The organism is Allobosea sp. CCNWLY174 (assembly GCF_037120455.1).
Classification (GTDB): Bacteria; Pseudomonadota; Alphaproteobacteria; order Rhizobiales; family Beijerinckiaceae; genus Allobosea; species Allobosea lupini.
This window is the reverse complement of the sequence record NZ_JBBBBQ010000001.1, coordinates 99,299-121,319: the sequence shown is the minus strand read 5'-3', so window position 1 is coordinate 121,319 and position 22,021 is coordinate 99,299. Positions and strand designations below refer to the sequence as shown.

General features: G+C 67.4%; 26 protein-coding genes. 7 read left to right on the top strand and 19 right to left on the bottom strand.

The annotated features are described in order from the left end of the window. Positions 1-20 precede the first annotated feature (20 nt). A complete protein-coding gene (locus V7S63_RS00660) occupies positions 21-1,406 on the bottom strand; it encodes a PepSY-associated TM helix domain-containing protein (RefSeq protein ID WP_336528853.1) in 1,386 nt (461 codons plus the stop codon). A gap of 104 nt (positions 1,407-1,510) precedes the next feature. After that, a complete protein-coding gene (locus tag V7S63_RS00655; RefSeq protein ID WP_336528852.1) occupies positions 1,511-1,900 on the bottom strand; it encodes a hypothetical protein in 390 nt (129 codons plus the stop codon). Between the two features lie 186 nt (positions 1,901-2,086). On the opposite strand from V7S63_RS00655, the gene V7S63_RS00650 reads away from it, so the two are divergent. After that, positions 2,087-2,512: a hypothetical protein gene (locus tag V7S63_RS00650; protein WP_336528851.1), complete on the top strand. Its 426-nt coding sequence runs from the start codon at positions 2,087-2,089 to the stop codon at positions 2,510-2,512. Positions 2,513-2,514: 2 nt separating this feature from the next. Then, positions 2,515-3,087, top strand: a complete 573-nt coding sequence (locus V7S63_RS00645; protein WP_336528850.1) for a hypothetical protein — start codon at positions 2,515-2,517, stop codon at positions 3,085-3,087. A gap of 24 nt (positions 3,088-3,111) precedes the next feature. On the opposite strand, the gene V7S63_RS00640 is transcribed toward V7S63_RS00645, so the two are convergent. Together V7S63_RS00640 and V7S63_RS00635 are read right to left on the bottom strand one after the other, a co-directional pair. Beyond that, complete coding sequence (locus V7S63_RS00640; protein ID WP_336528849.1) at positions 3,112-3,459, bottom strand: gamma-glutamylcyclotransferase family protein; 348 nt, start codon at positions 3,457-3,459, stop codon at positions 3,112-3,114. Between the two features lie 23 nt (positions 3,460-3,482). Further along, positions 3,483-4,148, bottom strand: a complete 666-nt coding sequence (locus V7S63_RS00635; RefSeq protein WP_336528848.1) for a DJ-1/PfpI family protein — start codon at positions 4,146-4,148, stop codon at positions 3,483-3,485. Between the two features lie 84 nt (positions 4,149-4,232). Between V7S63_RS00635 and V7S63_RS00630 the strand changes: the two genes are divergently transcribed. Further along, positions 4,233-5,186, top strand: coding sequence for a GlxA family transcriptional regulator (locus V7S63_RS00630; RefSeq protein WP_336528847.1), 954 nt, complete (start codon positions 4,233-4,235; stop codon positions 5,184-5,186). Between the two features lie 13 nt (positions 5,187-5,199). On the opposite strand, the gene V7S63_RS00625 is transcribed toward V7S63_RS00630, so the two are convergent. Both V7S63_RS00625 and V7S63_RS00620 read right to left on the bottom strand, forming a co-directional pair. After that, entirely contained in the window at positions 5,200-6,378 is a 1,179-nt protein-coding gene (locus tag V7S63_RS00625) for an E22 family MetX-like putative esterase (RefSeq protein ID WP_336528846.1), read from the bottom strand. A 207-nt stretch (positions 6,379-6,585) separates the two neighbouring features. Beyond that, on the bottom strand, positions 6,586-7,701 hold the full coding sequence (locus V7S63_RS00620; RefSeq protein WP_336528845.1) for a M20 family metallopeptidase: 1,116 nt from the start codon (positions 7,699-7,701) through the stop codon (positions 6,586-6,588). 180 nt (positions 7,702-7,881) lie between these two features. Here V7S63_RS00620 and V7S63_RS00615 point away from each other — a divergent pair, with 180 nt between their 5' ends. Then, complete coding sequence (locus tag V7S63_RS00615) at positions 7,882-8,145, top strand: hypothetical protein (protein WP_143079618.1); 264 nt, start codon at positions 7,882-7,884, stop codon at positions 8,143-8,145. On the opposite strand, the gene V7S63_RS00610 is transcribed toward V7S63_RS00615, so the two are convergent. From V7S63_RS00610 to V7S63_RS00600, 3 genes are all read right to left on the bottom strand, one after another. Continuing rightward, the gene (locus tag V7S63_RS00610; protein WP_336528844.1) at positions 8,132-9,718 is read right to left on the bottom strand and encodes an ABC transporter substrate-binding protein; all 1,587 of its coding nucleotides are present in this window, start codon (positions 9,716-9,718) and stop codon (positions 8,132-8,134) included. The genes V7S63_RS00615 and V7S63_RS00610 overlap by 14 nt on opposite strands. 120 nt (positions 9,719-9,838) lie before the next feature. Further along, positions 9,839-11,050, bottom strand: a complete 1,212-nt coding sequence (locus V7S63_RS00605; protein ID WP_336528843.1) for a DUF2336 domain-containing protein — start codon at positions 11,048-11,050, stop codon at positions 9,839-9,841. Further along, positions 11,047-12,183, bottom strand: a complete 1,137-nt coding sequence (locus V7S63_RS00600) for a transglycosylase SLT domain-containing protein (RefSeq protein ID WP_336528842.1) — start codon at positions 12,181-12,183, stop codon at positions 11,047-11,049. Before V7S63_RS00600 ends, V7S63_RS00605 begins: the two co-directional genes overlap by 4 nt. A gap of 137 nt (positions 12,184-12,320) precedes the next feature. Here V7S63_RS00600 and V7S63_RS00595 point away from each other — a divergent pair, with 137 nt between their 5' ends. Together V7S63_RS00595 and V7S63_RS00590 are read left to right on the top strand one after the other, a co-directional pair. After that, complete coding sequence (locus V7S63_RS00595) at positions 12,321-12,812, top strand: MaoC family dehydratase (protein ID WP_336528841.1); 492 nt, start codon at positions 12,321-12,323, stop codon at positions 12,810-12,812. Then, positions 12,812-13,690 carry an HpcH/HpaI aldolase/citrate lyase family protein gene (locus tag V7S63_RS00590; protein WP_336528840.1) on the top strand — a complete coding sequence of 293 codons (879 nt, stop codon included), beginning with the start codon at positions 12,812-12,814 and terminating at the stop codon, positions 13,688-13,690. The genes V7S63_RS00595 and V7S63_RS00590 overlap by 1 nt, the downstream gene beginning before the upstream one ends. A 42-nt stretch (positions 13,691-13,732) precedes the next feature. Here the strand turns inward: V7S63_RS00590 and V7S63_RS00585 are convergent, their stop codons facing one another. The 3 genes from V7S63_RS00585 to V7S63_RS00575 are packed head-to-tail and all read right to left on the bottom strand — an operon-like array spanning position 13,733 to position 15,110. Next, complete coding sequence (locus V7S63_RS00585; protein WP_158673339.1) at positions 13,733-13,882, bottom strand: hypothetical protein; 150 nt, start codon at positions 13,880-13,882, stop codon at positions 13,733-13,735. A 47-nt stretch (positions 13,883-13,929) separates the two neighbouring features. Further along, on the bottom strand, positions 13,930-14,535 hold the full coding sequence (locus V7S63_RS00580) for a flavin reductase family protein (protein ID WP_091828535.1): 606 nt from the start codon (positions 14,533-14,535) through the stop codon (positions 13,930-13,932). Positions 14,536-14,540: 5 nt separating this feature from the next. Continuing rightward, a complete protein-coding gene (locus V7S63_RS00575; protein WP_091828534.1) occupies positions 14,541-15,110 on the bottom strand; it encodes a nitroreductase family protein in 570 nt (189 codons plus the stop codon). Positions 15,111-15,302: 192 nt separating this feature from the next. Here V7S63_RS00575 and V7S63_RS00570 point away from each other — a divergent pair, with 192 nt between their 5' ends. After that, positions 15,303-16,166: a hypothetical protein gene (locus tag V7S63_RS00570; protein ID WP_248307422.1), complete on the top strand. Its 864-nt coding sequence runs from the start codon at positions 15,303-15,305 to the stop codon at positions 16,164-16,166. A 7-nt stretch (positions 16,167-16,173) separates the two neighbouring features. Here V7S63_RS00570 and V7S63_RS00565 read toward each other — a convergent pair whose 3' ends face one another. The 7 genes from V7S63_RS00565 to scpB all read right to left on the bottom strand — a co-directional run bounded on the left by V7S63_RS00565 (position 16,174) and on the right by scpB (position 22,021). Then, positions 16,174-17,004, bottom strand: a complete 831-nt coding sequence (locus V7S63_RS00565; RefSeq protein WP_336528839.1) for an SGNH/GDSL hydrolase family protein — start codon at positions 17,002-17,004, stop codon at positions 16,174-16,176. Beyond that, positions 16,941-18,125 (bottom strand): OpgC family protein, encoded by a 1,185-nt coding sequence (locus V7S63_RS00560; RefSeq protein WP_336528838.1) that lies wholly within the window; start codon positions 18,123-18,125, stop codon positions 16,941-16,943. Before V7S63_RS00560 ends, V7S63_RS00565 begins: the two co-directional genes overlap by 64 nt. Before the next feature lie 257 nt (positions 18,126-18,382). After that, positions 18,383-19,210 (bottom strand): twin-arginine translocase subunit TatC, encoded by an 828-nt coding sequence (gene tatC, locus V7S63_RS00555; protein ID WP_100960752.1) that lies wholly within the window; start codon positions 19,208-19,210, stop codon positions 18,383-18,385. After that, entirely contained in the window at positions 19,207-19,758 is a 552-nt protein-coding gene (gene tatB / locus V7S63_RS00550; RefSeq protein ID WP_336528837.1) for a Sec-independent protein translocase protein TatB, read from the bottom strand. The genes tatC and tatB overlap by 4 nt, the downstream gene beginning before the upstream one ends. A gap of 98 nt (positions 19,759-19,856) precedes the next feature. Beyond that, positions 19,857-20,108, bottom strand: coding sequence for a twin-arginine translocase TatA/TatE family subunit (locus tag V7S63_RS00545; RefSeq protein ID WP_442896390.1), 252 nt, complete (start codon positions 20,106-20,108; stop codon positions 19,857-19,859). A gap of 69 nt (positions 20,109-20,177) precedes the next feature. After that, positions 20,178-21,269: an ATP-binding cassette domain-containing protein gene (locus V7S63_RS00540; protein WP_100960759.1), complete on the bottom strand. Its 1,092-nt coding sequence runs from the start codon at positions 21,267-21,269 to the stop codon at positions 20,178-20,180. A gap of 65 nt (positions 21,270-21,334) precedes the next feature. After that, positions 21,335-22,021: an SMC-Scp complex subunit ScpB gene (gene scpB / locus V7S63_RS00535; protein ID WP_091830439.1), complete on the bottom strand. Its 687-nt coding sequence runs from the start codon at positions 22,019-22,021 to the stop codon at positions 21,335-21,337.

Sequence of the window (22,021 nt, the reverse complement as noted above, 5' to 3'; positions counted from 1 at the left end):
GCCCCGGATCGAGCTTGTGCTCAGGCCGTTCGCGCCCGCCGCCAGCGGGCGATGTCGACGAGCAGGAAGGCCACAAGACTCACGCCCACCAGCGGCAGCGCCCAGCCCAATCCCGCGGCAACGACGGCCGCAATCGCCCTGCCCGCCCAGCCGAGCCGCAGCCAGGCCTGGACCAGCGTGCGCGGCAGCGAGCCCGGCGCCGGCCGCTGGCGCCACCAGATCCGGTAGCCGAGCAATGTCGTCACGACGAGCGCGAGGCCGAGGCCCGCAATCAGCAATTGGTTCGGCCAGCCGAACAGGATGCCCATATGGGCGTCGATGCCCCAGCGGATCAGCTTGGCGATCAGCGGAAAGGTCTCGAAGTCGGCCCGGCTGATGACGGAGAGATCGCGCGGATCAAGCGCGACCGTGTCGACCTGCGTCGGCCAGCTCCGATCGTATTCGCGCACGAGCCAGGCCTGGCCCTCGGCCCGGGGCGGGCGCATCTCGACATGCGGAGAATCGATGCCGGCCGCCCTTGCGGCGGAAAAGGCCGCATCGAGCTGTTGAAAGCTCCCAGGCGCGGCCGAACCCACGGCCGAGCCATGATCGCCGTGATGGGCATGCTCGCTCACGGCAGGCGCCGCGCCGAGCTTCAGCGAGACCGAAGGGGTCACCCAGCCGAGATTGGCCCGGAGCGTATCGATCCGGTCGCCTGCGTATTTCGACCAGGTCAGCCCGGTGATCGACAGGAAGACGAGGCCGAGCGACAGCGTCAGCCCGATCAGCCCGTGCCAGCGCCGGTCGCGGAGCGCAGGGTTCGTCCGCGCCCGCTCGGCGGCTCGCGGATGGCGCCGCCAGAACCACATCAGGACGCCGCCCAGAACCACCGCCCAGAGCCAGGATGCGGCGAGCTCGCTGTAGTTGCGGCCGAACTCGCCGAGCAGCAGGTTGCGATGCAGATAGTCGAGTTGCGTCCGGAACGGCAGGATGCCGCTGGTGCCGTAGACGATGAGGTCGCCTTTCATCGCCAGCGAGACCGGGTCGACGAAGATCGCCCGGCTTTCGGAATCGCCGAGACCGGCTTGAGCGAACATCACGCGCGTAGTCTGGCCCGCGGCTGGCGCGGGACGGATGGCGAAGAAGCGCGGCCCCTCGCCGATATGCGTTCGTGCGGCGGCAACCTGCGCAGCGAGCGAGGCCGGCTCGCCCGTAGCCGTCGCCGTCAGTTGCTCGCGGTAGATGAAACTCTCGATCTGCGGCGTCAGCACATAGAGCGTGCCGGTCAGCGCCGCGACCAGGATGAACGGGCCGACGAACAGCCCGGCATAGAAGTGCAGCCTCGCGATGAAGGCTTTGAATTCGGACGATAATGCGAAGGCGCGGCCGGCATCGGCGCGCGTGCGGATATCCGCGTGAGCGGTCATGGCTGGATTTCCCAAGGTGGACCTGCCGAATGCCGCTGGCGCGCTGGCGCAGCAGGACATTCGGCCATTGCGACGGAAAGCGGCCCTTAAAGGCCGCTGCGGCGTCAGGCCAGGACAGGCGGTCCTCTCGGGCGGGCGGCAAGCCGCTCTTGCCCCGGCAATGGCTGCTCGGCAAGGTCGTCGAATCCGACGATAGTCGCGTGCGGTGCGACGCTTTGAAGGAGTCCCGGCCGTTCAGGCGGCGCATAGGCCGCGCCGGCCCAGGCGCAGCCGAGCAGGCAGCAGGCCGGCAGATGCGGCGCGGGCTCCTCGCCCGGCAGCGATACGCCCTCGCCACCCGGCGCGCACAGCGTCAGATGCGCGGCGCGATCGAGCAGCGCCGGCGCGAGACTCTGCCCGGAGACAAGCGCGCCGAAAAGCCCCTGCAGCACGAGCACATAGGCCGCGACGATCGCGATCCAGGATCTTGCGCTGATGGACTTGGCTGCGCTCAAGGACCGGCTCCCCGGCACCGTCGATAGCGACCTGCCTGGCCGCTGTCCATCAGCCGAACCGCCGCAGCCGGGCACGTGCCGTGCCATCCTAATCATCGATGAATTCGCTCGCTCGACTTGCGCGCCGCAAGCGGACCGATTGCTTACACGTCGCTGCTATGCAGCTTGCAAGCAGAGAGGAGCATCATGCAGCGCATCACCAGCCTGGCCGCCATCGCCTTCGCAACAACAATAGCACAAGCCTCGGCCGCGGGGCTCGACGGCTCGCTCTGGAACCATAATGGTTCGACCGTCCTCGTCGACGAGGCTCGTGGCAGGATCGTCTATGACGAGCCCAAGGCCGCGATTGCCGGCACGGTCCGCTCCGGAACCTTGCTGTTCGAGGGACGCTTCAACGGCAAGCGGATCAGTGGGACCGCCTATGTCTTCAAGAAGGGCTGCGAGCCGGCCGCCTACCCGGTCTCGGGGATGATGGAGGACAATCCAAACGGCTTCGGCTCGCGGATCGTCCTGACCGGGCCGGCGCCGAAGCGCGACAAGGCCTCCTGCGCGATCATCGGCAGCACCGGCGCCCATTCGCGGCTGGTCTTCGAAGAGGCGGGCGACATCTGACCATGCCGAGGTTGATCGAGAGCTGTACCCGCCGGCTCCACTGCGGTTACCGGAACGAAGACACGGGCAGCAAGGGCGATGCCGTTTGGGGCCACATCGCCCCCGACCGGTCGACGCTGGACGAGCAGTTGTCGGGGCTGATCGCCGAGCTGACCGAGGGCGGCTGGGAGATCAAGTCCGTAACGCCGCTCACCGCCAGCTATTACTATGCAGCCAGCCAGTACTCGGTTTCGCTCGATCGCACCAACTGGGGCGGCTACGGCGTCGGCTACGGCGCGCCCTATACCGAAGGCCTCGTGGTGATGGCCCAGCGCTGGGTCGAGATCACCGAGGCGCAGCAGGCCGAGCGTGACCGGGAGAGGGCGCAGCGCCAGGCGGTGGAAGCTGCGGCCGCGCTGGAAGCAAAGCGAGAGCAGCGGCAAGGCGAGCTGGCCCGGCTCACCGCCGAACCGGTCGCTAAAGCCGGGTTGCTGCGCGACAAATGGCGCTTCCGCAGCCAGGACTACCCGACGGAAGCGCTCGCGCAGGGCGCCAAGGACGCTGCGCTCAAGGCACTGCGGGAGCGCCCGCTCTAAGGCCCGCGGACGAATGCGTGGCGTTCACGCCTTGACGTAGACCCACGCCTCCTTGCCCGAGGCCAGCCGGACGCTGATCCGCTTGTAGTCAGCGACCTCGTAGCGGTCGGCGGCAGCGAGCTCTTCGGCCGTGATGCTGAAGACCTTGCCGGGCACGCTGTCGCTGGGATCGTCGCTTGGCGCGACCACCGGATGGAAGCGCTTGCCGCTGGTGCGGATGACCTCGGGATCAGTGATCTCCAGCATCGTCTGGGCAAAGCCCGGCATGGCATCGTCATGGCCGTCGAGCAGGCGCCCAAACGAAGCGAGCTGAACGTCCTCCTGCTGCAGCGTGCCGTAGGAGAACAGGAGAATGCTGCGGTCCTCGGCCATGCTCGCCCCGCTTCAACCGCGGCCTACAACGCCGCCAGCAGCTTCTCGCGCGCCGCGCGCGAGCCGGCAAGGCGCTGCCTTGCCGCAGCCAGGATCGCCTCCGGCGCCTCCTGCGGCGTGCCGGCCCGGAACGGCGGCTCAGGCGCATATTCGAGCGAGAGCTGGATCAGTTGCGCCTCCTCCTCGCCGAGCAGTTCGGCGATCACGGTGAGCCCGAAATCGATACCGGAGGTGACACCGCCCGCCGTGATCAGATTGCCGTCGCGCACCACGCGCCCCTCGGTCGGGATCGCGCCGAAGCGCGCCAGCAGGTCATGGGCGTTCCAGTGGCTGGTCGCGCGCTTCCCTTTCAGCAGCCCGGCCATCCCCAGCACCAGCGATCCCGTGCAGACCGAGGTGAGATAGCGCACCTGCCCGGCCCGCTCGCGCAGGAAGGCGAGGACGGTCTCGTCATTCAGCAGCGGATTGACCCCGGCCCCGCCCGGCACGCAGAGCACATCGAGCGGCGGGCACTCGGCGAAGGTCGTGGTCGGCGTCAGTGTCAGCCCGGTCGCGGCTTTCAGCGGCGCCTTATCCTTCCAGATCAGATGCACCTGCGCATCCCTTGCCGACGCGAAGACCTCATAGGGGCCGGTCAGATCGAGCTGCTGGACCTGCGGAAAGACGAGGATGCCGAAGCTGAGGGACATGGGCGGAACTCCTGATTGACGGGAGCAGCCTAGCAGGCAAAGCTCTGGCCGAACTGCCAAGCACCCCTCGCTTCATGCCAAACCATGCGTCGCATCGAGATCCTGACCTTTCCCGGCGGGCAACTGCTCGACGTCGCCGGGCCCTTGCAGGTCTTCGCCACCGCCAACGACCTCGCTCATCTCGCCGCTCGACCCCTGCCCTATGAGACGGCGGTCGTCGCTGGCGAAGGTCGCGTGATCACGAGCGCGCGGCTCGAGCTTGGCGCGGCCCCACTTCCCGAGCCGGCCGCGCCGCTGCACACGCTGGTCGTCGCGGGCGGCTACGGCGTCAACGTCGCCTGTCGCGATGCGGCGCTGGTCGCTTGGGTTCGGCAACGTGCAGCGGCGGCGCAGCGTGTCGCCTCGGTCTGCAGCGGCGCCTTCCTGCTGGCGTCGGCAGGCCTGCTCGATGGCAGGCGCGCCGTGACGCATTGGGGCCGCTGCGCCGAATTCCGGGCGATGTTCCCGGCGGTGAAGCTGGAGCCCGATCCGATCTATATTCGCGACGGCGAGGTCTGGACCTCGGCCGGCGTCACCGCCGGCATCGACCTCGCGCTCGCTCTGGTCGAGGCCGATCTCGGCCGCGAGCCGGCGCTCGCCATCGCCCGCCAGCTCGTCGTCTTCCTCAAGCGCCCCGGCGGCCAGGCCCAGTTCAGCGCAGCGCTGACCTTGCAGGAGAAGGACGAGCGCTTCGACCGGCTGCATGGCTGGATCGTCGAGAACCTGCGCGGCGATCTCTCGCTGGAGCGGCTGGCCGGACAGGCCAATATGAGCCTGCGCAGCTTCGCGAGGCACTACCGCGAGGCGACCGGCCGCACGCCGGCCCGCGCCGTCGAGGAAATCAGGATCGAAACGGCGCGCCGCCTGCTCGAACAGGGCCTGTCCGTCGCCCAGGCCGGCCGGCGCTGCGGCTTCGGTTCTGAAGAGACCTTGCGCCGCGCCTTCCTGCGCCGGCTCGGCGCGAGCCCGCAAGCCTATCGCGAGCGCTTTGCCGGATAGCGTCGGTCGGCGGCTACTTCTCCAGGAACGCCTTCACTGCCCCTTCCGCCTGCTTCATCGAGATTACGCCGTCGAGATGGCCGCGCGTGCCCTGGATGGTCACATGGGTCACGTCACGCCCGGCCTTCTTCGCTTCGGCGACGGTGCGCTCGATCATCTCGTCGGGGAAGACCAGGTCTTTGGGCTGGTTGACGATCAGCAGCGGCGCCTTGATCCGGCTCATCGCGTCCGCGAGCGACTTGCCGCCGGCGGCATAGAGCTGGTTCGCCTTGACCAGATAGAGGAAATGGTTGGCGTCCGAGACCTTGGCGCGCGCCTCGCCGGCATTGTCGAGGATGCTCTGGACCTGAAACTTGTTGCCGAGCGCTTTCCCCGGGTCCTCGCCCTCTTTGGCTGGGCGGCGGCCAAAGGTGCCGTTGGTCCAGTCGCCATGATTGGCCTGCAGCGTCACCACCGTCAGCGCCTTGGCGAGGCCGGCATTGGGCGGCGTCTTGCCGTAATAGTCGCCCTTGTTCCAGTTCGGATCGACCAGGATCGGCGCCGCCCAGACATCGAGCCAGGCGATCAGCTGGGCGTCGGCCTCAGCCGCTCCGATCACCGCCATCGCCTTGCCGACCATGTCGGGATAGCTTGCCGCCCATTCATAGGTCTGTAGCGCCCCCATCGAGGGGCCGGCGACCATGACCAGCTTCTTGATGCCAAGACTCTCGACCAGGGCCTTCTGGACGTTGACGAAATCGCCGATGGTCACGACCGGGAAATCGAGCGCGTAGGGCTTGCTGGTATCCGGGTCGATCGAGGCCGGGCCGGTGGTCGTCACCTTCGGGTCGCCGGTGTTGAGATTCACCAGCGTGTCGGAGGACAGGACGAAATACTTGTTGGTGTCGATCGCCTTACCCGGCCCGATGATCGCGTCCCAGTAGCCGGGCGCCGCGTCGGCGGCCGCATATTTGCCGGCGGCGTGCGAATTGGCTGAGAAGAAATGGCAGATCAGGATCGCATTGGACTTGTCGGCGTTGAGCGTGCCGTAACTCTCCCACCCGACCTTGACGTTCTTCAGCGTCCTGCCGCCCTGCGTGGTGTAGCTCGGCAGCTCGAAGACCTTCTTCTCGACGATCAGATCCTGCGCCTCAGCCATTCCCGCCACCATCACGCCTGCCACGCCGAGCACACCTGCGATCCAGCCCTTCATGCCGCACTCCTCCGCTCCGGCCGGGTTCTCGGCCTTGAACGGGATCAGAGCGGATTTGTCCGGCTAACGGAAGGGGGCTCGCTTCCGTCTCCCCTCGGGGGAGAAGGTCCCGGCAGGGGGATGAGAGCGCCTTGACCGGATGAGCCACCCTTCCCTCATCCGTCAGCGCTTCGCGCTGCCACCTTCTCCCCGAAGGGAGAAGGAAGCCTACAGCGTCTCCAGCAGCCCTTTGATCAGCGCCCGGCGCGGCGCGATCGAGGAGATCAGCGCGTATTCCTGCAAGGTGTGGGCACCATCGCCGTCGATGCCGAGCCCGTCCAGCGTCGGGATGCCCAGCGCCGCGGTGAAGTTGCCGTCCGAGCCGCCGCCGGTCATCGGGCAGTCCTGCAGGTCGAAGCCGTCCTCGGCGGCAACCGCCCGCGCCTGCACGAAAAGCGCTGCGACTTCCGGAGATTTCTCGTAGGGCGGCCGGTTCATGCCGCCGGTGATCGAGAGCTTCACATCGGGATCATGAGCCTTCAGGCCGAGGATGCGTTGCTCCATCGCGACACCATCAGCAACGGTGGTGACGCGGCAATCGACGCTGAACCAGGCATGCTGCGGAATGACGTTGGCCGCGGTGCCGCCGCCGACCAGCGCGACCGTCGTGGTGATGCCGCGCGAATAGTCGGTCATGCCCTCGATCGCGAGGATCTGGTGCGCCGCCTCGCGGATGGCGTTGCGGCCATCGGCATGGCGCGAACCGGAATGCGCCGGCCGCCCTTCCAGCTTGACCTCGAAGCGGCCGACGCCCTTGCGCGCCGTGACGATCTTGCCGCCTTCGCGCGCCGGCTCGGTCACCAGCACAGCCTTCGCCTCGCGGCCGATATCCTCGATCAGCTCGCGCGAGGTCGGGGAGCCGATCTCCTCGTCCGGCGTGAACAGGAATACCATCGGCCGCCGCGCCGTGCCGGCCTTGGCGGCGTCCTTGAAGGCCTGCAGCGCGAGCCAGGCGCCGCCCTTCATGTCGTAGACGCCGGGGCCGTAGAGCCGGTCGCCCTCGACGCGGACGGCCAGGTTCTTGGCGCTGGTCCCGACCGGATGGACCGTGTCGAGATGCGACATCAATGCGATCGCCTTCTCGCCGTTCCGGACACCGGCACGCAGGATCAGGGTGTCGCCAAGCCCGTCACGGCCGGGAACGCGCTCGACCGCGATCGGCAGGCCTTCGACCTCCCTGGCGACAAGGTCCATCATGCCGTTGACGCCGGGCACGTGATGGGTGGGGCTCTCCAGCGCAACCCAGACGGTCAGCGCGGGGACGGCGGGATCGTGAATGGTCATGATGGGGAGGTTTTCGCAGGAAAGCGTGGCGATAACAGGACATTGGCCGATTTGCCGGCGTTGTCCATGTCGAAACGCGCCTGGCAGCCTTGCGGGGCGGCGTTTCAGAATTTTTTCGACGTGGTGTCGGCAGCGCCGATCCTCGTCCGTCCTCGACGCAGACCCGCCGAGGACCAGACGATGCGCCCGCCCGCCGCTCCCACCATTGCCATAGTGCCGGCCTTGTATTGGCTGCGCAGCGTCATGGCAGCGCTGGCCGGCTTCGTCGCGGTCCTCGTGCTCGCGCTCCTGGCCGATCAGCTCCTGCGCTCGCTCGGTCTGCCGCCGCCGGCGGCCCAGCTCACACCGGAACTCGGCCGCCAGGCACTTGCAGCCTGGCTGCGGGCAGGCTGCCTGTTGCTCGGCGGCCTCCTCGCCAGGGCCGCGCTCGCTAGGCGCGCTTGACGTTCCAGAAGGTCGGGAAGCTCGGCAGCACACCAGTGAGCTTGCGACTGAAGGCCGTCGGCTGGAAATACTGGCCCAGCGGCGCGTAAGGCACGTCCTCGAAGGCCTGCTTCTGAAGTTCGGCCGCGATTTTCTGCTTCCCAGCAAGGTCGGAGGCCTCCATCCAGGCCTCGCGCAGCGCCTCGATCTTCGGCGCCACCGGCCAACCCGGCCAGGCGGCCATGCCATTGCCGCGCAACGAGATGTGGCCGACCGGATCGAGAATATCGATGCCGTTCCAGCCGGTGAAGAAGCAGTTCCAGCCGCCATTGCCCGGCGGCTCCTTGTTGGCGCGGCGCGTCACCACGGCGCCCCAGTCCATCACCTGGTAGTCGACATCCATGCCGATGCGCTTCAGCATCTCGGCGCCGACCTCGCATTCGGCCTTGAGATTGGCGAGGTCGGTGACGCCAAGCAGCACCACCTTCTCGCCCTTGTAGCCGGCCGCCGCCAGCGCCTGCTTGACCTTGCCGATGTCGCGCGGCCCGTTCAGCACCGCCATGCCGGCATCGTTCGCCATCGGCGTGCCCGGCGGGAACAGCCCGACGCCGGTGCGCCACAGCGTCTTGTCGGGGCCACCGACCGCCTCCATGAACTCGGCCTGGTCGATCGCCATCAGCACGGCGCGGCGGATCGCCGGATTGTCGAAGGGCGGATGCAGATGGTTCATCCGCATGATCGCGATCGAGCCGGTCGTCTCCTTGATCGCGACCTCGAGCTTCGGATCCTTGGCCAGCAGCGGCAGGATGTCCGGCAGGGGCTGCTCGACCCAGTCGATCTCGCCGCTCTGCAGCGCCGCCGCCGCGGTCGCCGGGTCCGGCAGCGTGTGCCATTCGATCCGCTCGACATGGACGATCTTCGGCCCGGCGGTGCGGCCGGGCTTGCCGTCGCCGCGCGGCACGTAACCGGTGAACTTCTCGTAGACCGACCGGTTGCCGGGCTGGCGCTCACTCGCGATGAAACGGAACGGTCCGCTGCCGATCACCTCGGTGATCTGCGTCGTGGCCTCGGTCTTCGCCAAGCGCTCCGGCATGATCACCGGCACCGAGGCCGTCATCTTGGCGAGCGCGTCGGGCAGCAGCGGGAACGGCTTCTTCAATCTGAAACGCAAGGTCTTGTCGTCGACAGCGACCAGTTCGTCGGTCTGCGCCATCAGCGTCTGGCCGAAGGAATCGCGCTTGGCCCAGCGATTCAGGCTGGCGACGCAATCCCTGGCCAGCACCGGCGTATCGTCGTGGAACTTGAGGCCCTCGCGCAGCTTGATCGTCCAGCTCTTGCCATCGGCCTCGGCGAGCGCGCCTTCGGCCATTTGCGGCTGCGCCTTGTAGCTCTCGTCCTGGCCGAACAGCGTATCATAGGCGAGGAAGGCGTGATTGCGCGTGACGGTCGCCGTCGTCCAGATCGGATCGACAACGGCAAGGTCGCCCTGCGGCACGAACTTGATGACGTTCTTGTCGGCGCCACGGCCGATATTGGGTTTGCTGACCGCCATTGCGGCAGCCGTGCCTGCGATGAAAGCGCGACGTGTCGGCATTTCAAGCTCCCTGGCAACAGGGCGTCGATCCGGGATGGTGAAGCCCTGGCGATACGGCGGCCGTCAGGCAACCAGCATGCCAGCAGCCGGTCAAGCCGGCGGCGGAATCACCCGGATCGTTCAGGCCGCGTCGCGCAGGTCGCCGAGATCGAGCTCGATGAGGAAGTTCGGATCGGCTTCGACCAGCAATGCCAGGGCCGCATCGTCGGCGAGCGAATCCGCCAGTGCCCGTGCTTCGTCGCGGGCCGCCTCCGCATCGAGCCTGCGCAACAGCGCCATCAGCGCATTGGCCCCAGGACCTTCCAGGCTCTCGCAGGCGATCAGGACCTCCGCCAGAAGGTTACGGTCAATGCCGCCCCTGCCGTGGAAGCCGGGGCCCGCTTGCTTCAGCGCTTCCACGGCGGCGGCGAAGGCCGGCAGCAGGGCCTCCGGCATTGCTGCCTTGCGATAGAGCGCCCTGAGGCCGGCCCCGCGCCGATCCCAGAGCAGTGCCTGCACGCGCTTCAGCGGCAGGTCGGAGAGCGCCGCGAAGGCGGATTCGGCGAGGGCCGGCTCGCCGCTCAGCAGCGAGCGCAGGATCACGCCCGGCGTCAGGCGGCCATTCTCGCGCAGGCAATCGACGATCGCCGGTGCATCGCTCGCCTCGCCGCCGGCCGCGAGCGCGACCGCGACCCGCTCGGTCGATTCGCGGGCGAGCCGGGCGCTGCGCTCCTCGGTCAGCCAGCCGCAACCCGAGACGAAGGCGGCGAGCGCATCGGAAACCTTGGCGGCGATCGCCTGGCGCAAGCCCGGCGGCAGGTCGTCGCGCGCCAGCATGGCCTCGCGCACCGCTCCTGCCTCGCCCTCGCGCTCGAAGATGCGCTCCAGCGAGAAATCGGGAATCTCGGCGGTCGGATTGGCGAGCAGGACGACCAGCGCCTCCTCGCAGCCGACCTCGGCCAAGGCAGCGCAGATGCCGGGCGACAGCCAGGACCGCTGCGCGATCGCCCGCTGCGCGAGGCCGTCTCCAACGGCTGCGGCATCGACGAGATCGGCCTCGGTCAGCACCGGCGACTGCGCCAGCAACAGGGCAGCGATGTCGCTCTGCTCGGCGATCAGCCCCAGCACCAGATTGCGCGGCGCCTGTGGCGCGGCGGCGAGTTCCTCGGCCAACGCTCGGCGGACCAATGGCGAGGGGTCGTCGACCAGTGATATGAGGGCCGTCTGCGCCTCGCGCTTATCCTCGGGCGACATCGCCGAGCGCAGATAGGCGCCCGCCAATGCGGCAGCCCCTTTCGCCCGTGCCTCAGCCGGCGCAGTACGGGCCCAGAGCAGGAAGCGACGGACGATCATCCGCGCCTCCCATGGAGCATGAACTGGCTGAGATCGAGCGGCCCGCGCCGCTGGCGCCGGGTGGCGACGGTCTCGCTGGACGCCGTCTGCGTATCCGCCACGGCGAGATCACGCGGCCGCGACGGCGGCAACGGCGCGCTGACGGTGGCCGAAGCGGTCGCTGCGCTCGCGCTGTCCGTCTTGGCGGTCTTGCCGGCGGATGAGGCTTCGCCTTCGCTCGTCGTGGTGCTTACACGCGGGAAATAGCGGGTCGCCGGATCGTCGCCGGTCGTACGGGACGTGCTGTTGCTGCGCGGCGTGGTCCAGAGATTGGCGACGGCCTTCGAAACCGGCGCACGCGATCCTTCGGTCGAGAACAGGCCGATCAGCCCCCTCGCCCGATCTGGCGCCAGCGCCGCGGCGATCGGTGCGACCGGCGGCTCGGACGCGTAAGCGGTCGCGGTCATAGCAGTACCCGTAGGCTTGGCTTGCGCCAGCATGGCGCCGGTGGTCGCTGCAACCTGGGTGTTGGCATGGCTGGCGGCGAGCAATCCGTAGACCTCCTGGGCGCTGCGGGCCCGGCCGGCCTTATCGTAGAAGATCGAGCGATTCGCCGCGGCCGCCTCCGGGAAATCGCGAGCTGCGGCACGCGTCGGGTCATTCCCGGCCGTGCGGATCAGGTCGGTGGCGCCACGCGCACCCAGAACATGCGCCATGTAGAGCTCGCCGGCCTGCGGTTGGCGCCCGAGCGCCTGGCCGAGCTGCTCGGCATTCTTCTGCGTCAGCGCTCCGGCCATCACGGTTGCGACCTGCGGATCGGTTCGCAACTGCAGGATCTTCTCGCGCAGCGCCGGATCCGACACGGTCAAGCGGCCGCTGCCGTCCTCGCTGATCGCGCCGGCATAATTCGCCATGCCCTGCTTCGGCCCTTCCTGACGCATGATCGACAGCCAGGTCTGCTCTATGAACTGGAACAGGCCGGTCGCGCTCGAGGTGCGCGCTTTCGCATCCGGCTCCAGCGAGGATTCGCGTTGCGCGGTCTTGAGGAGATAGTCGAAGCCGACGCCGGTCTTGTCTGCGCCCTGCTTGATCGCGCTGACCACAGGATTGGCGGGCGTTGTCTCGCGGGCGCTCGGCGTGCTGAAAAGGAACATTGGGTCACTCGGGCCGCTGCCGTTCCAGGCGGACCGGAGCACCCGCAGAGACTGGACCGATTATGGTAAGCGAACCGTTAAAACGGCCGTTTGCCGACCCCGGCCCGAAACCGAAAAAGAGCCACAGGAGCAAGACGATGGCGGAAGCGGCGCGGCATAAGCGGGGTGGGCTCTATTTCGAGGATTTCGAGATCGGCGTCTCGATCGAGCATCGGCTGACCCGCACGGTCACCCAGATGGACAACATGCTGTTCTCCAATATGACGCTGAATCCGCAGCCCCTGCACATCGACGCGCATTTCTGCGCGACCGAAACCGAATGGGGCAAGCCTCTGATGAACTCGCTGTTCACGCTCGGCCTGATGATCGGCATCTCGGTCAACGACACGACGGTCGGCACCACCATCGGCAATCTCGGCATGACCGACGTCACCTTCCCGGCCCCGCTCTTCGAGGGCGACACGGTGAACTGCGTCACGCAGATCGTCGCCAAGCGCGAATCGAAGTCGCGGCCGGACGCCGGGATCGTCGACTTCCACCACCGCGCCTACAAGCAGGACGGCACATTGGTGGCGCAGTGCCGCCGGCAGGCCTTCATGAAGAAGCGCCCCGTCGGAGGACAGGCCTGATGCGCTCGCTCCTCTTCGTCCCCGCCGACAACCAGAAGAAACTGCAGAAGGGCCTGGACAGCGGCGCCGACGCGCTGATCCTCGACCTCGAGGATTCCGTCGCGCTCGATGCCAAGCCGGCTGCGCGCGAACTCGCCCGCGATGTCCTCAAGGAGGTGAATGGCCGGGCCAAGCGCCCCCGCCTGATCGTGCGCGTCAACGCACTCACGACGGGCATGACCGAGGCCGATCTCGATGTCGTCATGCAGGGCAGCCCGGACGCGATCATGCTGCCGAAGGCGGAGGGTGGGCCCGATCTCAGCCATCTCGCAGCCCATGTCGCGGTACGCGAGGCGGAGTATGACCTGCCCGACGGCGGGACCAAGATCATCGCGATCGCCACCGAGACCGGCAAGGGCATCTTCGGTCTCGGCAGCTATGCCGGCGCCAGCCACCGCCTCTCCGGCCTGACCTGGGGCGCCGAGGATCTTTCGGCCGATCTCGGCGCCGAGACCAACCGGCTGGAAAGCGGCACCTATGCCGATCCCTACCGGCTGGCACGCTCGCTCCTGCTCTTTGCGGCTTCGGCGGCGCAGGTCGACGCGATCGACACCGTCTTCACCGCCTTCCGGGACGAGGCGGCCTTGCGCACCGAATGCATCGCCGCACGCCGCGACGGCTTCACCGGCAAGATGGCCATCCATCCGGCCCAGGTGCCTGTCATCAACGAGGTCTTCTCGCCCTCGCCCGAAGCGCTCGCCCGGGCCGAGGCGATCATCAAGCTCTTCGACGAGAACCCCGGCCTCGGCGTGGTCGGGCTCGACGGCGAGATGCTCGACCGGCCGCATCTGATGCGCGCCCGCCGCTTGAAGGCGCGGGCTGACAGATTGCGTCAATGATCCGGCGCAAGCGCTTCCGCTGATTCGAGTTTCGGGACGCGGTCACCGGGTCCCGATCTGCCGGCATTGATGCCGCGCCGCGCTTGCCAGGCATTCCTGCGCCTTCTTGGCGGCGTTCAGTTCGCGCAGCAGCCAGAACCCCGCCCCGATCATCACCAGCACGGCAATGATCGCGAGCAGGTTCACGGTCATGCGCCATTGCTCGTCCGGCTCCTCGTCATGGCGCCGGACCATGGCGCTCAGCCTCCGGCCGGCCGAACGATCGAGAACAATTCGCTGACCTCGGCATAGTCGCTGTAGCCGCAGCGCGCGATCGGATTGGCCTTGGCCGTGTCGAAGCGGCCGTCATGGACGAAGGCCTCGCCGACATAGGTCGCGACGACCTGGCCGAGGACCATCCAGCGCGGCACGTCGTTGCCGTCGATGTCCTTGAGCTGCTGGATCGAGAGCAGCTTGCATTCGAGCGCAGCGGGGCTGGCGGCGACCCGCGGTGGCTTGACGATGCGCGACGGCGCCATCTCCAGCCCGGCATGGACATATTCATTCTCGCCGCGCGGCAGCGGCGCCGAGGTCAGGTTCATCTGCTGGTCGAGCGCCTTGCTCACCAGGCTGCAGGTGAACTCGCCGGTCTCCTCGATGAAGGCCACCGCATCCTTCTTGTTCTCGGAGGAGAACATCACGATGTTCGGGCGTGACGAGATGGCGTTGAAGAAGCTGTAGGGCGAGAGATTGACCTCGCCCTTGGCGTTTACCGCGCTGATCCAGCCGATCGGCCGCGGCGTCACGATCGCCTTGAACGGATCGTGCCGGAAATCGAGATCGCGCCCTTGATCCGTGTAGTACATCGCGCTCATGCTCCGAACCGGCTGACGATCGCGGCAAGGTCCGGCCGCTCGCGGTCGGCCGGGCGGCCATCCGCCTTGCCGAGATGGACGAAGCCGGCGACGCGCTCGTCCGGCGCGAGCCCGAAGGCATCGAGCACCTTGCGGTCGAAGGCGAACCAGTTGGTCAGCCAGGAGCCGTTGAAGCCGAGCGCCTCGGCCGCGATCAGCATGTTCATGCAGACGGCGCCGGCCGAGAGCTCCTGCTCCCATTCCGGGATCTTCTCGTGCTTGCGGGCCCGCGAGACCACGGCGATCACGACGGGGGCATGGAGCAGGCGCTTGCGCTCGAAGGCGACCTTGTCCTCGTCGGCCTGCGGATTGCGTTCCTTGAAGACGGCTCCGACGATCTCGGCTGCCTTCTCCTTGGCAGCCCCGGAGAAGACGATGAAGCGCCAGGGCGCGAGCTTGCCATGGTCGGGCACGCGCGCCGCCACGGTCAGGATCTCGCGCAGTTGCGCATCGTCCGGCCCCGGAGCGGTGAGAAATTGCGGTGGCACCGAGCGACGGAGCTTGAGCAGTGAGAGCGTGTCGGTCATGAACGATCCGGAAGATGGCGCAGCGACGGGGATGACGGTTCCCAGTTAAGGTTTCGCCATGATGAGGACAAGCGAACCTGCTCCTTCCCCGGTGCAAGGATGATGACGGCGCAGCGCATGTTTCAACGCAAAGAATTGAAGACGGTGGCAGCACTCCCCGCGAAAGCGACGCGTGCGGCGATGGCTGCGCTGATGATATCTGCGCTCACCGTCTCTTCGACGCTCGCCCAGACGCCCGGCGCGACGCCCTCGGCCACGACGCCCGGCTCGCCGCCGCCGGATATCGCCCCCGCCGCCCGCCCTGGCCAGGCGATGCTCACCCTCAGCGCCCAGTTCTCCGGCAATCGCAAGCCGGTCCGCTCCGGGCTGGTCTGGCGCGTGCTGAGCGAATCCGCCGACGGCTCGCCGCCCAAGATCATCGCCCGCTCGAACAATGCCGAGCCCAGCTTCCCGCTCGATCCGGGCATCTATCTGCTTCACGCCGCTTATGGCTTCGCCAGCGCGACGAAGCGCGTCACGCTCGGCCCGCAGGGACTGACCGACCGGCTCAGCATCAGCGCCGGCGGCCTTTCGCTCGCCGGCTCGATCGGCGAGACGCCGATCGCGCCCAATCTGCTGAACTTCTCGGTGTTCGTGCCGCTGCAGGGCAATTCGGAAGGCCGCCTGGTCGCGTCCAGCGTCAAGTCAGGCGAGCTGATCCGCCTGCCCGAGGGCACCTATCACATCGTCTCGACCTATGGCGATTCGAACGCGATCCAGCGCTCCGACGTCCGGGTCGAATCCGGCCAGGTCACCCAGGCGACCCTGCATCACCGCGCTGCGCAGGTGACCTTGAAGCTCGTCGCCGGCCCCGGCGGCGAGGCCTTCGCCGGCACCGCCTTCAGCGTGCTCACCCCGGGCGGCGACGTCATCCGCGAGGCGATCGGCGCCTTCCCGCAGGTGATCCTGGCCGAGGGCGACTACGTGCTTATCGCCCGGCAGGAAGGCCAGGTCTTCTCGCGCGATTTCAAGGTCGAGGCCGGCCGCGACCGCGATATCGAGGTGATCGCTCGCTGAGGCTGCCTCAATTCGTCGGCTTGCCCGACTCACGCCCCTCGCCGAGGTCGGCGACAATGCCGTCGGCGAGGCGGATGGCGAGGCAGCGATAGCCGGCCTCGACCACCTGCAGCCCGTCCATGCCGACGATCTCCTCCTCGCTGAACAGCTTCGTGCCCGACCAGGCCTTCATCATCGCGTAGCGCGGGAAGACCGGCACGCCGCTCTCACTCGCCGTCTTCGCCAGCACGGCGCGGTAGTCGTCGTATTTCGGATAGCGACCCTCGCGCGGCAGCCAGGGCATATCCATCAGCACGAGATCGATCCCGGCCTCCTGCAGCTTGTGAGCACCCTTGCGCAGGATCTTGGCGAGCTTCTCCTCGCCGATGTCGCGGATGGCGTCGTTCACCGCCGTCTGCCAGATCACCAGCGCCGGCTTCTCCGGAATCACCTCGGCCTCCAGCCGCAGATACATCTCATAGGCCGACTGGCCACCGACGCCGAGATTGAGCACCTTGACCTCGCGCCCAGGCAGGCGCCGGCGCAATTCGGCTTCGAGTACGGCAGGATAGCTGCGGTCGGCATCGCTGGCGCCGGTACCGGCGGTCGTCGACGAACCGAGAGCGACGATGGTGAGCCGGTTCGTCTCGGTAAGGATGCGCTTGGCGGCCGTCAGCGTCGGCTTGAACGGGTGCTGGGCCGCCCCGGCGCGGCAGCGTCCGTCCACCATCTGCGCGAGCGGCTTGGGCCCGGCAATGGCCGGCAGAGCCGACGCCAGGAGCAGAAGGAGCGCACTCAGGCCGTAGCGGCCTGCTCGCGAGGGGCGCTTGCGGCGCGTGCCGTGAGCGTCTTGTACCACGACAGAAAGGTTCCTAGCCCGAGCAGGATGGTAATCCCGCTGAGGTTCACGATCAATTGGATCGAAAGAGCGAAGGATGTCTCCGCAAGGATGATCTGCCCGATGATCGCAAGGACTATGCCGGCGCAGAACACTTCGAGCGAATGCCGCCCGAGCGAGGCCAGCCGCCGGCCCGCCAAGCTGGTAAGAATGCCTGCGTCAGGGCGGAGAAAACGCAATACGAGCCAAGCCAGCGCCGCCAGGTGCACGACGCGCGGCCAGGCGAGATTGGTCTTGTCGATGCCGATCTGCAGGCTGTCGATCCACTCGTTCAACAGCGCGACGCCGAACGGATTACCCGAGGACAGCTTCACCATTGCGGCGAACAGGACGATCACGACGGCCGCGGCGTCGACGAGGCGCAGTTTCGGCACGCCGGCGCCGACAAGGCCGAGCCGGCCGATCACGACGCCGAACGTGAACAGCATCTGCCAGGCGAAGGGATTGAAGAACCAGCCGCCATCGCCCGGATGGTTCGGCAGGTTGAGTCCGGCAAGCGTCGCGCCCTGCCAGATCGCGACGGAAACCGCGAGCGCCGCCAGAGGGCTGGTCCGCGCGGTAAGGTAGATCAGCGGGAACGCCGCCAGCAGCACGATGTAGAGCGGCAGGATGTCGAGATAATAGGGCTGGTAGACCAGGCCCAACGCGTTCACGATCGCCGCCGCTGTATCGCTGAAGAAAGGCTGGATGTTGATCGCCTCGACATAGAGTGCATTCTGGGTCCGCACGACCGCCGTCGCCACGATGCCGCAGACCAGCACGAACAGTGCCAGGTGGGCGATGTAAAGCGTCCAGATCCGGGCGCCGACCTTGAGCGAGCCGACGAGGAGCCCCCGCTGGTCGATCAGCCGGCCATAGGCAAACGTAGCCGAGACGCCGGCGAGCAGCACGAAGGTGTCGGCAGCATCCGAGAAGCCGTAATTATGCGGCATCAAGGAGGAGACGATATTGCCCGGCATGTGATTGACGAAGATCACCAGCAAGATCAGGCCGCGGATCACGTCGATGCGCAGGTCACGGCCCGGCGAGGCCGCATCGCGGGGCCCTTTTCCGAACAGCACCAGGCGCCAGAATCCGCTCACGTCACCACCGCATCCACCTGCGCGGCTGTGAGGTGGCCGCGCATCCGTTCATCCGCTGTTCACATTAACATTGTGTTGCGAGCAAGGCTCCGCAGCCGACGATCACAACCCTGTGCATCAACGTGAATGGGAGGCTTCTGTTCGGCGGCGGCCTGAGCGCACAGCACCAGGATCCGCCAGCAGCGCCAAGGATCTGCGGCGGATATCATCACTTTTGAACGAGTGATCACATGAATTTGGTGAGTAACCGAGCTGCGCTAGGCGTCTGCGTCCTCGGCCACCTTCGTCGCATCGCGCTTCCTCTCGACCCGGCGCACCGAGAACACCGAGAGCTCGTAGAGCAGCAGCATCGGCACGGCGAGCATCAGCTGCGAGATCACGTCGGGCGGGGTCAGCACGGCCGCGATCACGAAGACGAAGACGATGGCGTAGCGGCGCTTGTCCTTCAGGAACTGCGAATCGATGATGCCCGCTTGGCCGAGCAGGGTCAGGATCACGGGCAGCTGGAACGAGATGCCGAAGGCGAAGATCAGCGTCATGATCAGCGAGAGATACTCGCTGACCTTGGGCAGGAGCGCGATGCCGGCCTGCCCTTCGCTCGCCGCCTGTTGCATGCCGATCGAGAACTTCATCAGCACCGGCATGGCAAAGAAGAACACCAGCGCCGCGCCGAGCACGAAGAAGATCGGCGTCGCCGCCAGATAGGGTGCGAAAGCCTGCCGCTCGTTCTTGTAGAGGCCGGGTGCGACGAACTTGTAGATCTGCGTCGCGATCACCGGGAACGCAAAGAAGCCGGCGCCGAAGGCCGCGACCTTGATATGGGTGAAGAGCAGCTCGAGCGGGCCGGTATAAATCAGCTGCGCATTGGCGCTCGACCCCGCCGCCCAGACATAGGGCAGGACGAGCATGTTGTAGATCTGCGTCGAGAAGGCGAAGCAGATGAAGAACATGACCAGGAAGGCGATGAGCGACTTGATCAGCCGCGAGCGCAGTTCGATCAGATGGTCGATCAGCGGCGCGCGCGACGCTTCGATCTCATCCTCGCCTTCGCGCCTCGCCTGGGCGTTCGTCTCGACGACGCTCATGCCGTCTCTCCGCCCTCGGCCTCGGCGGCCTTGGCTTTGCGCTTGCGGGCCGGCTTGGCCGGCGGCTCTTCAGCCGCGATCTCGGTCGGCACGGCCGGCTCCTCGGTCGCGACCGTCTTGCGGCGGCGCTTGGGTTTCTCTTCCGGCGCGGGCTCGGCGACGGGTGCTGGCTCGATGCTGACGGGTGCCGGCAACTCGGGAGCGGGCAGCGCCGCAAGCGTCGCCTCGGCATCCTTCATCGCCTTGTCGTCGGCCGCAGCCGGCTTCGAGGCGTCGGTGGCGCCGAAATCCTTCATCGGCTCGATCGGATCGAAATTGGTCGAGGCCTGGATCGAATTGCCGATGTCGTCGACCTGCTTCTTCAGGTCGGTCAGCTCGGCTTCGCGCATCGCGTCGTTGAACTGGCCCTGGAACTCGGCAGCCATGCGCCGGATCTTGCCGATCGCCTGCCCGGCCGTGCGCAGTGCGCCCGGCAATTCCTTGGGGCCGATCACGACGAGCGCGACGCCCCCGATCAGCAGCATTTCGCTCCAGGCGATGTCGAACATCGACGGCCGGTCCTTTGGAAATCTTGTAGGGCGCCAGGAAGGCGCCGGAATCGAAACCGATCAGGATTCACCTGATCGGCAGGTCCGCTCCTACGAGATCAGGCCTTGGTCTCGGCCTTGGCCGGCTGCGGGCTCGCGGTCTGGGCGCTCTGGGCGCTCTGGTCGATCACCTTGGGATCGACAGGCTGCTGCGCGGCCGGCGGCGGCGTGTCGTCCTCGGCCATGCCCTTCTTGAACGACTTGATGCCCTTTGCGACATCGCCCATCAGTTCGGACACCTTGCCGCGGCCGAAGAGCAGCATGACGATGACGCCGACGACGATCCAGTGCCAGATGCTGACGCCACCCATGGCGGTACTCCTCCGAATTTGAACGCGCGGCCCCGGTTGTGCCGAGGGGCCAGATGCTTGTGCCGGAACCTAGGTGTCCCCTACAGGGAACACAAGGACTTCGTCCATCGCAATGTCGATGCCGACATCCTCGCCCTCGGCGACCGAACCGCGCAGCGGCAGCCGCGCCACCAGAGGCTTGTCGAGACCATCGACCGCAAGCTCGACATGGTCGACCTCGCCGAGGAAGCGCCGGGTCATCACCCGCGCCTGCAGGCAGAAGCCCTTCGGCACCAGCCGGATTGCTTGCGGCCGGATGCCGAGGATCGCCGGCGCGCCCTCGGGCAGACCTGCCGCCGGGAACCGTCCGAGCGGGGTATCCACCGCGCCGTCCCGCGCAACAGTCTCGATTTCGGTAAGATCGCAGAAAAATCGGGCGGCAAAGAGGCTGGTAGGCCGTCGATAGAGCTCTTCGGCGGTGCCGCTCTGGACGATCCGTCCCTGCTGCATCAGCACGATCCGGTCGGCGACGCGCATCGCATCCTCCGGGTCGTGGGTGACGATAATCGAGGTTGCGCCGATCTCCTGCAGCAGCGCCATCGTCTCGTCGCGCACCACGTCGCGCAGGCGGCGGTCGAGATTGGAGAAGGGCTCGTCCATCAGGAGCACGCCTGGACGCGGTGCAACCGCGCGCGCAAGGGCCACACGCTGCTGCTCGCCGCCCGAAAGCATATGCGGATAGGCCTCGGCGAGATCGGCGAGGCCGACGCGGGCGATCGCGCGCAGCGCCGTCGCATCGGCTTCGGCATTGCCATAGCCGCGCAGGCCGAAACGGACGTTCTCGCGCACCGAAAGATGCGGGAAGAGCGCGTAATCCTGGAAGACGAGGCCGACCCCCCTCGCCTCCGGCTCGACGAAGTGAGCCGGCGAGGAGACGTCGCGCCCTTCGAGCAGAACACGCCCCGAACTCGGCCGCTCGACGCCAGCGGCGAGCCGCAGCAGCGTCGTCTTGCCGCAGCCCGAATGGCCGAGCAAAGCGACGATCTCACCCGGTGCGACGCTGAGCGAGACCTGGTCCAGTGCCGTCACCGCGCCGAATCGCTGGGTGACGCCATCGAAACCGAGCGCCATCGGGATCGCGGCGCCAGCGGTGCCGCGCCGTCCCCACCCCAGCCAGCGCATCCTGCTTTCGCTTCGAGCCAACTCGTTCTCCTGCCGGCCCGCCGGGCTCGATCGCCTGCGCTGTGCTAGCTGGCGTCGCCGTCGTCAAGCGGCGTGAACAGATCGCCGAGCGGATCCTCGTCGTCGCGCAAGCCCGGATCGTCATCCGGCACCGGCACGGTGAGGTCCTTGGCGAGGCGCCCCTCGATGAAGCCGGCCCCCTTCAGTTCCTCCAGCCCCGGCAGGTCGTCGATGCGGTCGAGCCCGAAATGGTCGAGGAAGGCGGGCGTCGTGCCGAAGGTCACCGGCCGCCCCGGCGAACGGCGCCGGCCGCGCAGGCGCACCCAGCCCGCTTCGAGCAGGATGTCGAGCGTACCCTTGGCGGTGGCAACGCCGCGGATCTCCTCGATCTCGGCCCGCGTCACCGGCTGGTGGTAGGCGATGATGGCGAGCGTCTCCAGCGCGGCGCGCGAGAGCTTGCGCGGCGCCTCGGCTTCCGGCGCGAGCAGATAGGCGAGATCTGGCGCGGTGCGGAAGGCATATCCGCCGGCGACGCGATGCAGCGTCACCCCGCGCAGGGCGTAGGTCTGCTGCAATTCGGCGATCACCCGCTCGATCGGCACATTCGCGGGCACCGATTTCGCGAGGTCCTCTGCCGAAAGCGGCTGCACCGAGGCGAACAGCAAGGCCTCCACGATGCGGCAGGCGCGCGCCAGCGCCTCGTCGGCGTCCCAGTCCTCCTCGTCCTCGCGCTCGGCTTCAGCGACGGCCAT

Coding starts and splice junctions, on each gene's coding strand:
- V7S63_RS00660 (WP_336528853.1), bottom strand. CDS start 1,406: ATGACCGCTCACGCGGATATCCGCACGCGCGCCGATGCCGGCCGCGCC.
- V7S63_RS00650 (WP_336528851.1), top strand. CDS start 2,087: ATGCAGCGCATCACCAGCCTGGCCGCCATCGCCTTCGCAACAACAATA.
- V7S63_RS00645 (WP_336528850.1), top strand. CDS start 2,515: ATGCCGAGGTTGATCGAGAGCTGTACCCGCCGGCTCCACTGCGGTTAC.
- V7S63_RS00640 (WP_336528849.1), bottom strand. CDS start 3,459: ATGGCCGAGGACCGCAGCATTCTCCTGTTCTCCTACGGCACGCTGCAG.
- V7S63_RS00635 (WP_336528848.1), bottom strand. CDS start 4,148: ATGTCCCTCAGCTTCGGCATCCTCGTCTTTCCGCAGGTCCAGCAGCTC.
- V7S63_RS00630 (WP_336528847.1), top strand. CDS start 4,233: ATGCGTCGCATCGAGATCCTGACCTTTCCCGGCGGGCAACTGCTCGAC.
- V7S63_RS00625 (WP_336528846.1), bottom strand. CDS start 6,378: ATGAAGGGCTGGATCGCAGGTGTGCTCGGCGTGGCAGGCGTGATGGTG.
- V7S63_RS00620 (WP_336528845.1), bottom strand. CDS start 7,701: ATGACCATTCACGATCCCGCCGTCCCCGCGCTGACCGTCTGGGTTGCG.
- V7S63_RS00615 (WP_143079618.1), top strand. CDS start 7,882: ATGCGCCCGCCCGCCGCTCCCACCATTGCCATAGTGCCGGCCTTGTAT.
- V7S63_RS00610 (WP_336528844.1), bottom strand. CDS start 9,718: ATGCCGACACGTCGCGCTTTCATCGCAGGCACGGCTGCCGCAATGGCG.
- V7S63_RS00605 (WP_336528843.1), bottom strand. CDS start 11,050: ATGATCGTCCGTCGCTTCCTGCTCTGGGCCCGTACTGCGCCGGCTGAG.
- V7S63_RS00600 (WP_336528842.1), bottom strand. CDS start 12,183: ATGTTCCTTTTCAGCACGCCGAGCGCCCGCGAGACAACGCCCGCCAAT.
- V7S63_RS00595 (WP_336528841.1), top strand. CDS start 12,321: ATGGCGGAAGCGGCGCGGCATAAGCGGGGTGGGCTCTATTTCGAGGAT.
- V7S63_RS00590 (WP_336528840.1), top strand. CDS start 12,812: ATGCGCTCGCTCCTCTTCGTCCCCGCCGACAACCAGAAGAAACTGCAG.
- V7S63_RS00585 (WP_158673339.1), bottom strand. CDS start 13,882: ATGACCGTGAACCTGCTCGCGATCATTGCCGTGCTGGTGATGATCGGG.
- V7S63_RS00580 (WP_091828535.1), bottom strand. CDS start 14,535: ATGTACTACACGGATCAAGGGCGCGATCTCGATTTCCGGCACGATCCG.
- V7S63_RS00575 (WP_091828534.1), bottom strand. CDS start 15,110: ATGACCGACACGCTCTCACTGCTCAAGCTCCGTCGCTCGGTGCCACCG.
- V7S63_RS00570 (WP_248307422.1), top strand. CDS start 15,303: ATGATATCTGCGCTCACCGTCTCTTCGACGCTCGCCCAGACGCCCGGC.
- tatC (WP_100960752.1), bottom strand. CDS start 19,210: ATGAGCGTCGTCGAGACGAACGCCCAGGCGAGGCGCGAAGGCGAGGAT.
- tatB (WP_336528837.1), bottom strand. CDS start 19,758: ATGTTCGACATCGCCTGGAGCGAAATGCTGCTGATCGGGGGCGTCGCG.
- V7S63_RS00545 (WP_442896390.1), bottom strand. CDS start 20,108: ATGGGTGGCGTCAGCATCTGGCACTGGATCGTCGTCGGCGTCATCGTC.
- V7S63_RS00540 (WP_100960759.1), bottom strand. CDS start 21,269: ATGCGCTGGCTGGGGTGGGGACGGCGCGGCACCGCTGGCGCCGCGATC.
- scpB (WP_091830439.1), bottom strand. CDS start 22,021: ATGGCCGTCGCTGAAGCCGAGCGCGAGGACGAGGAGGACTGGGACGCC.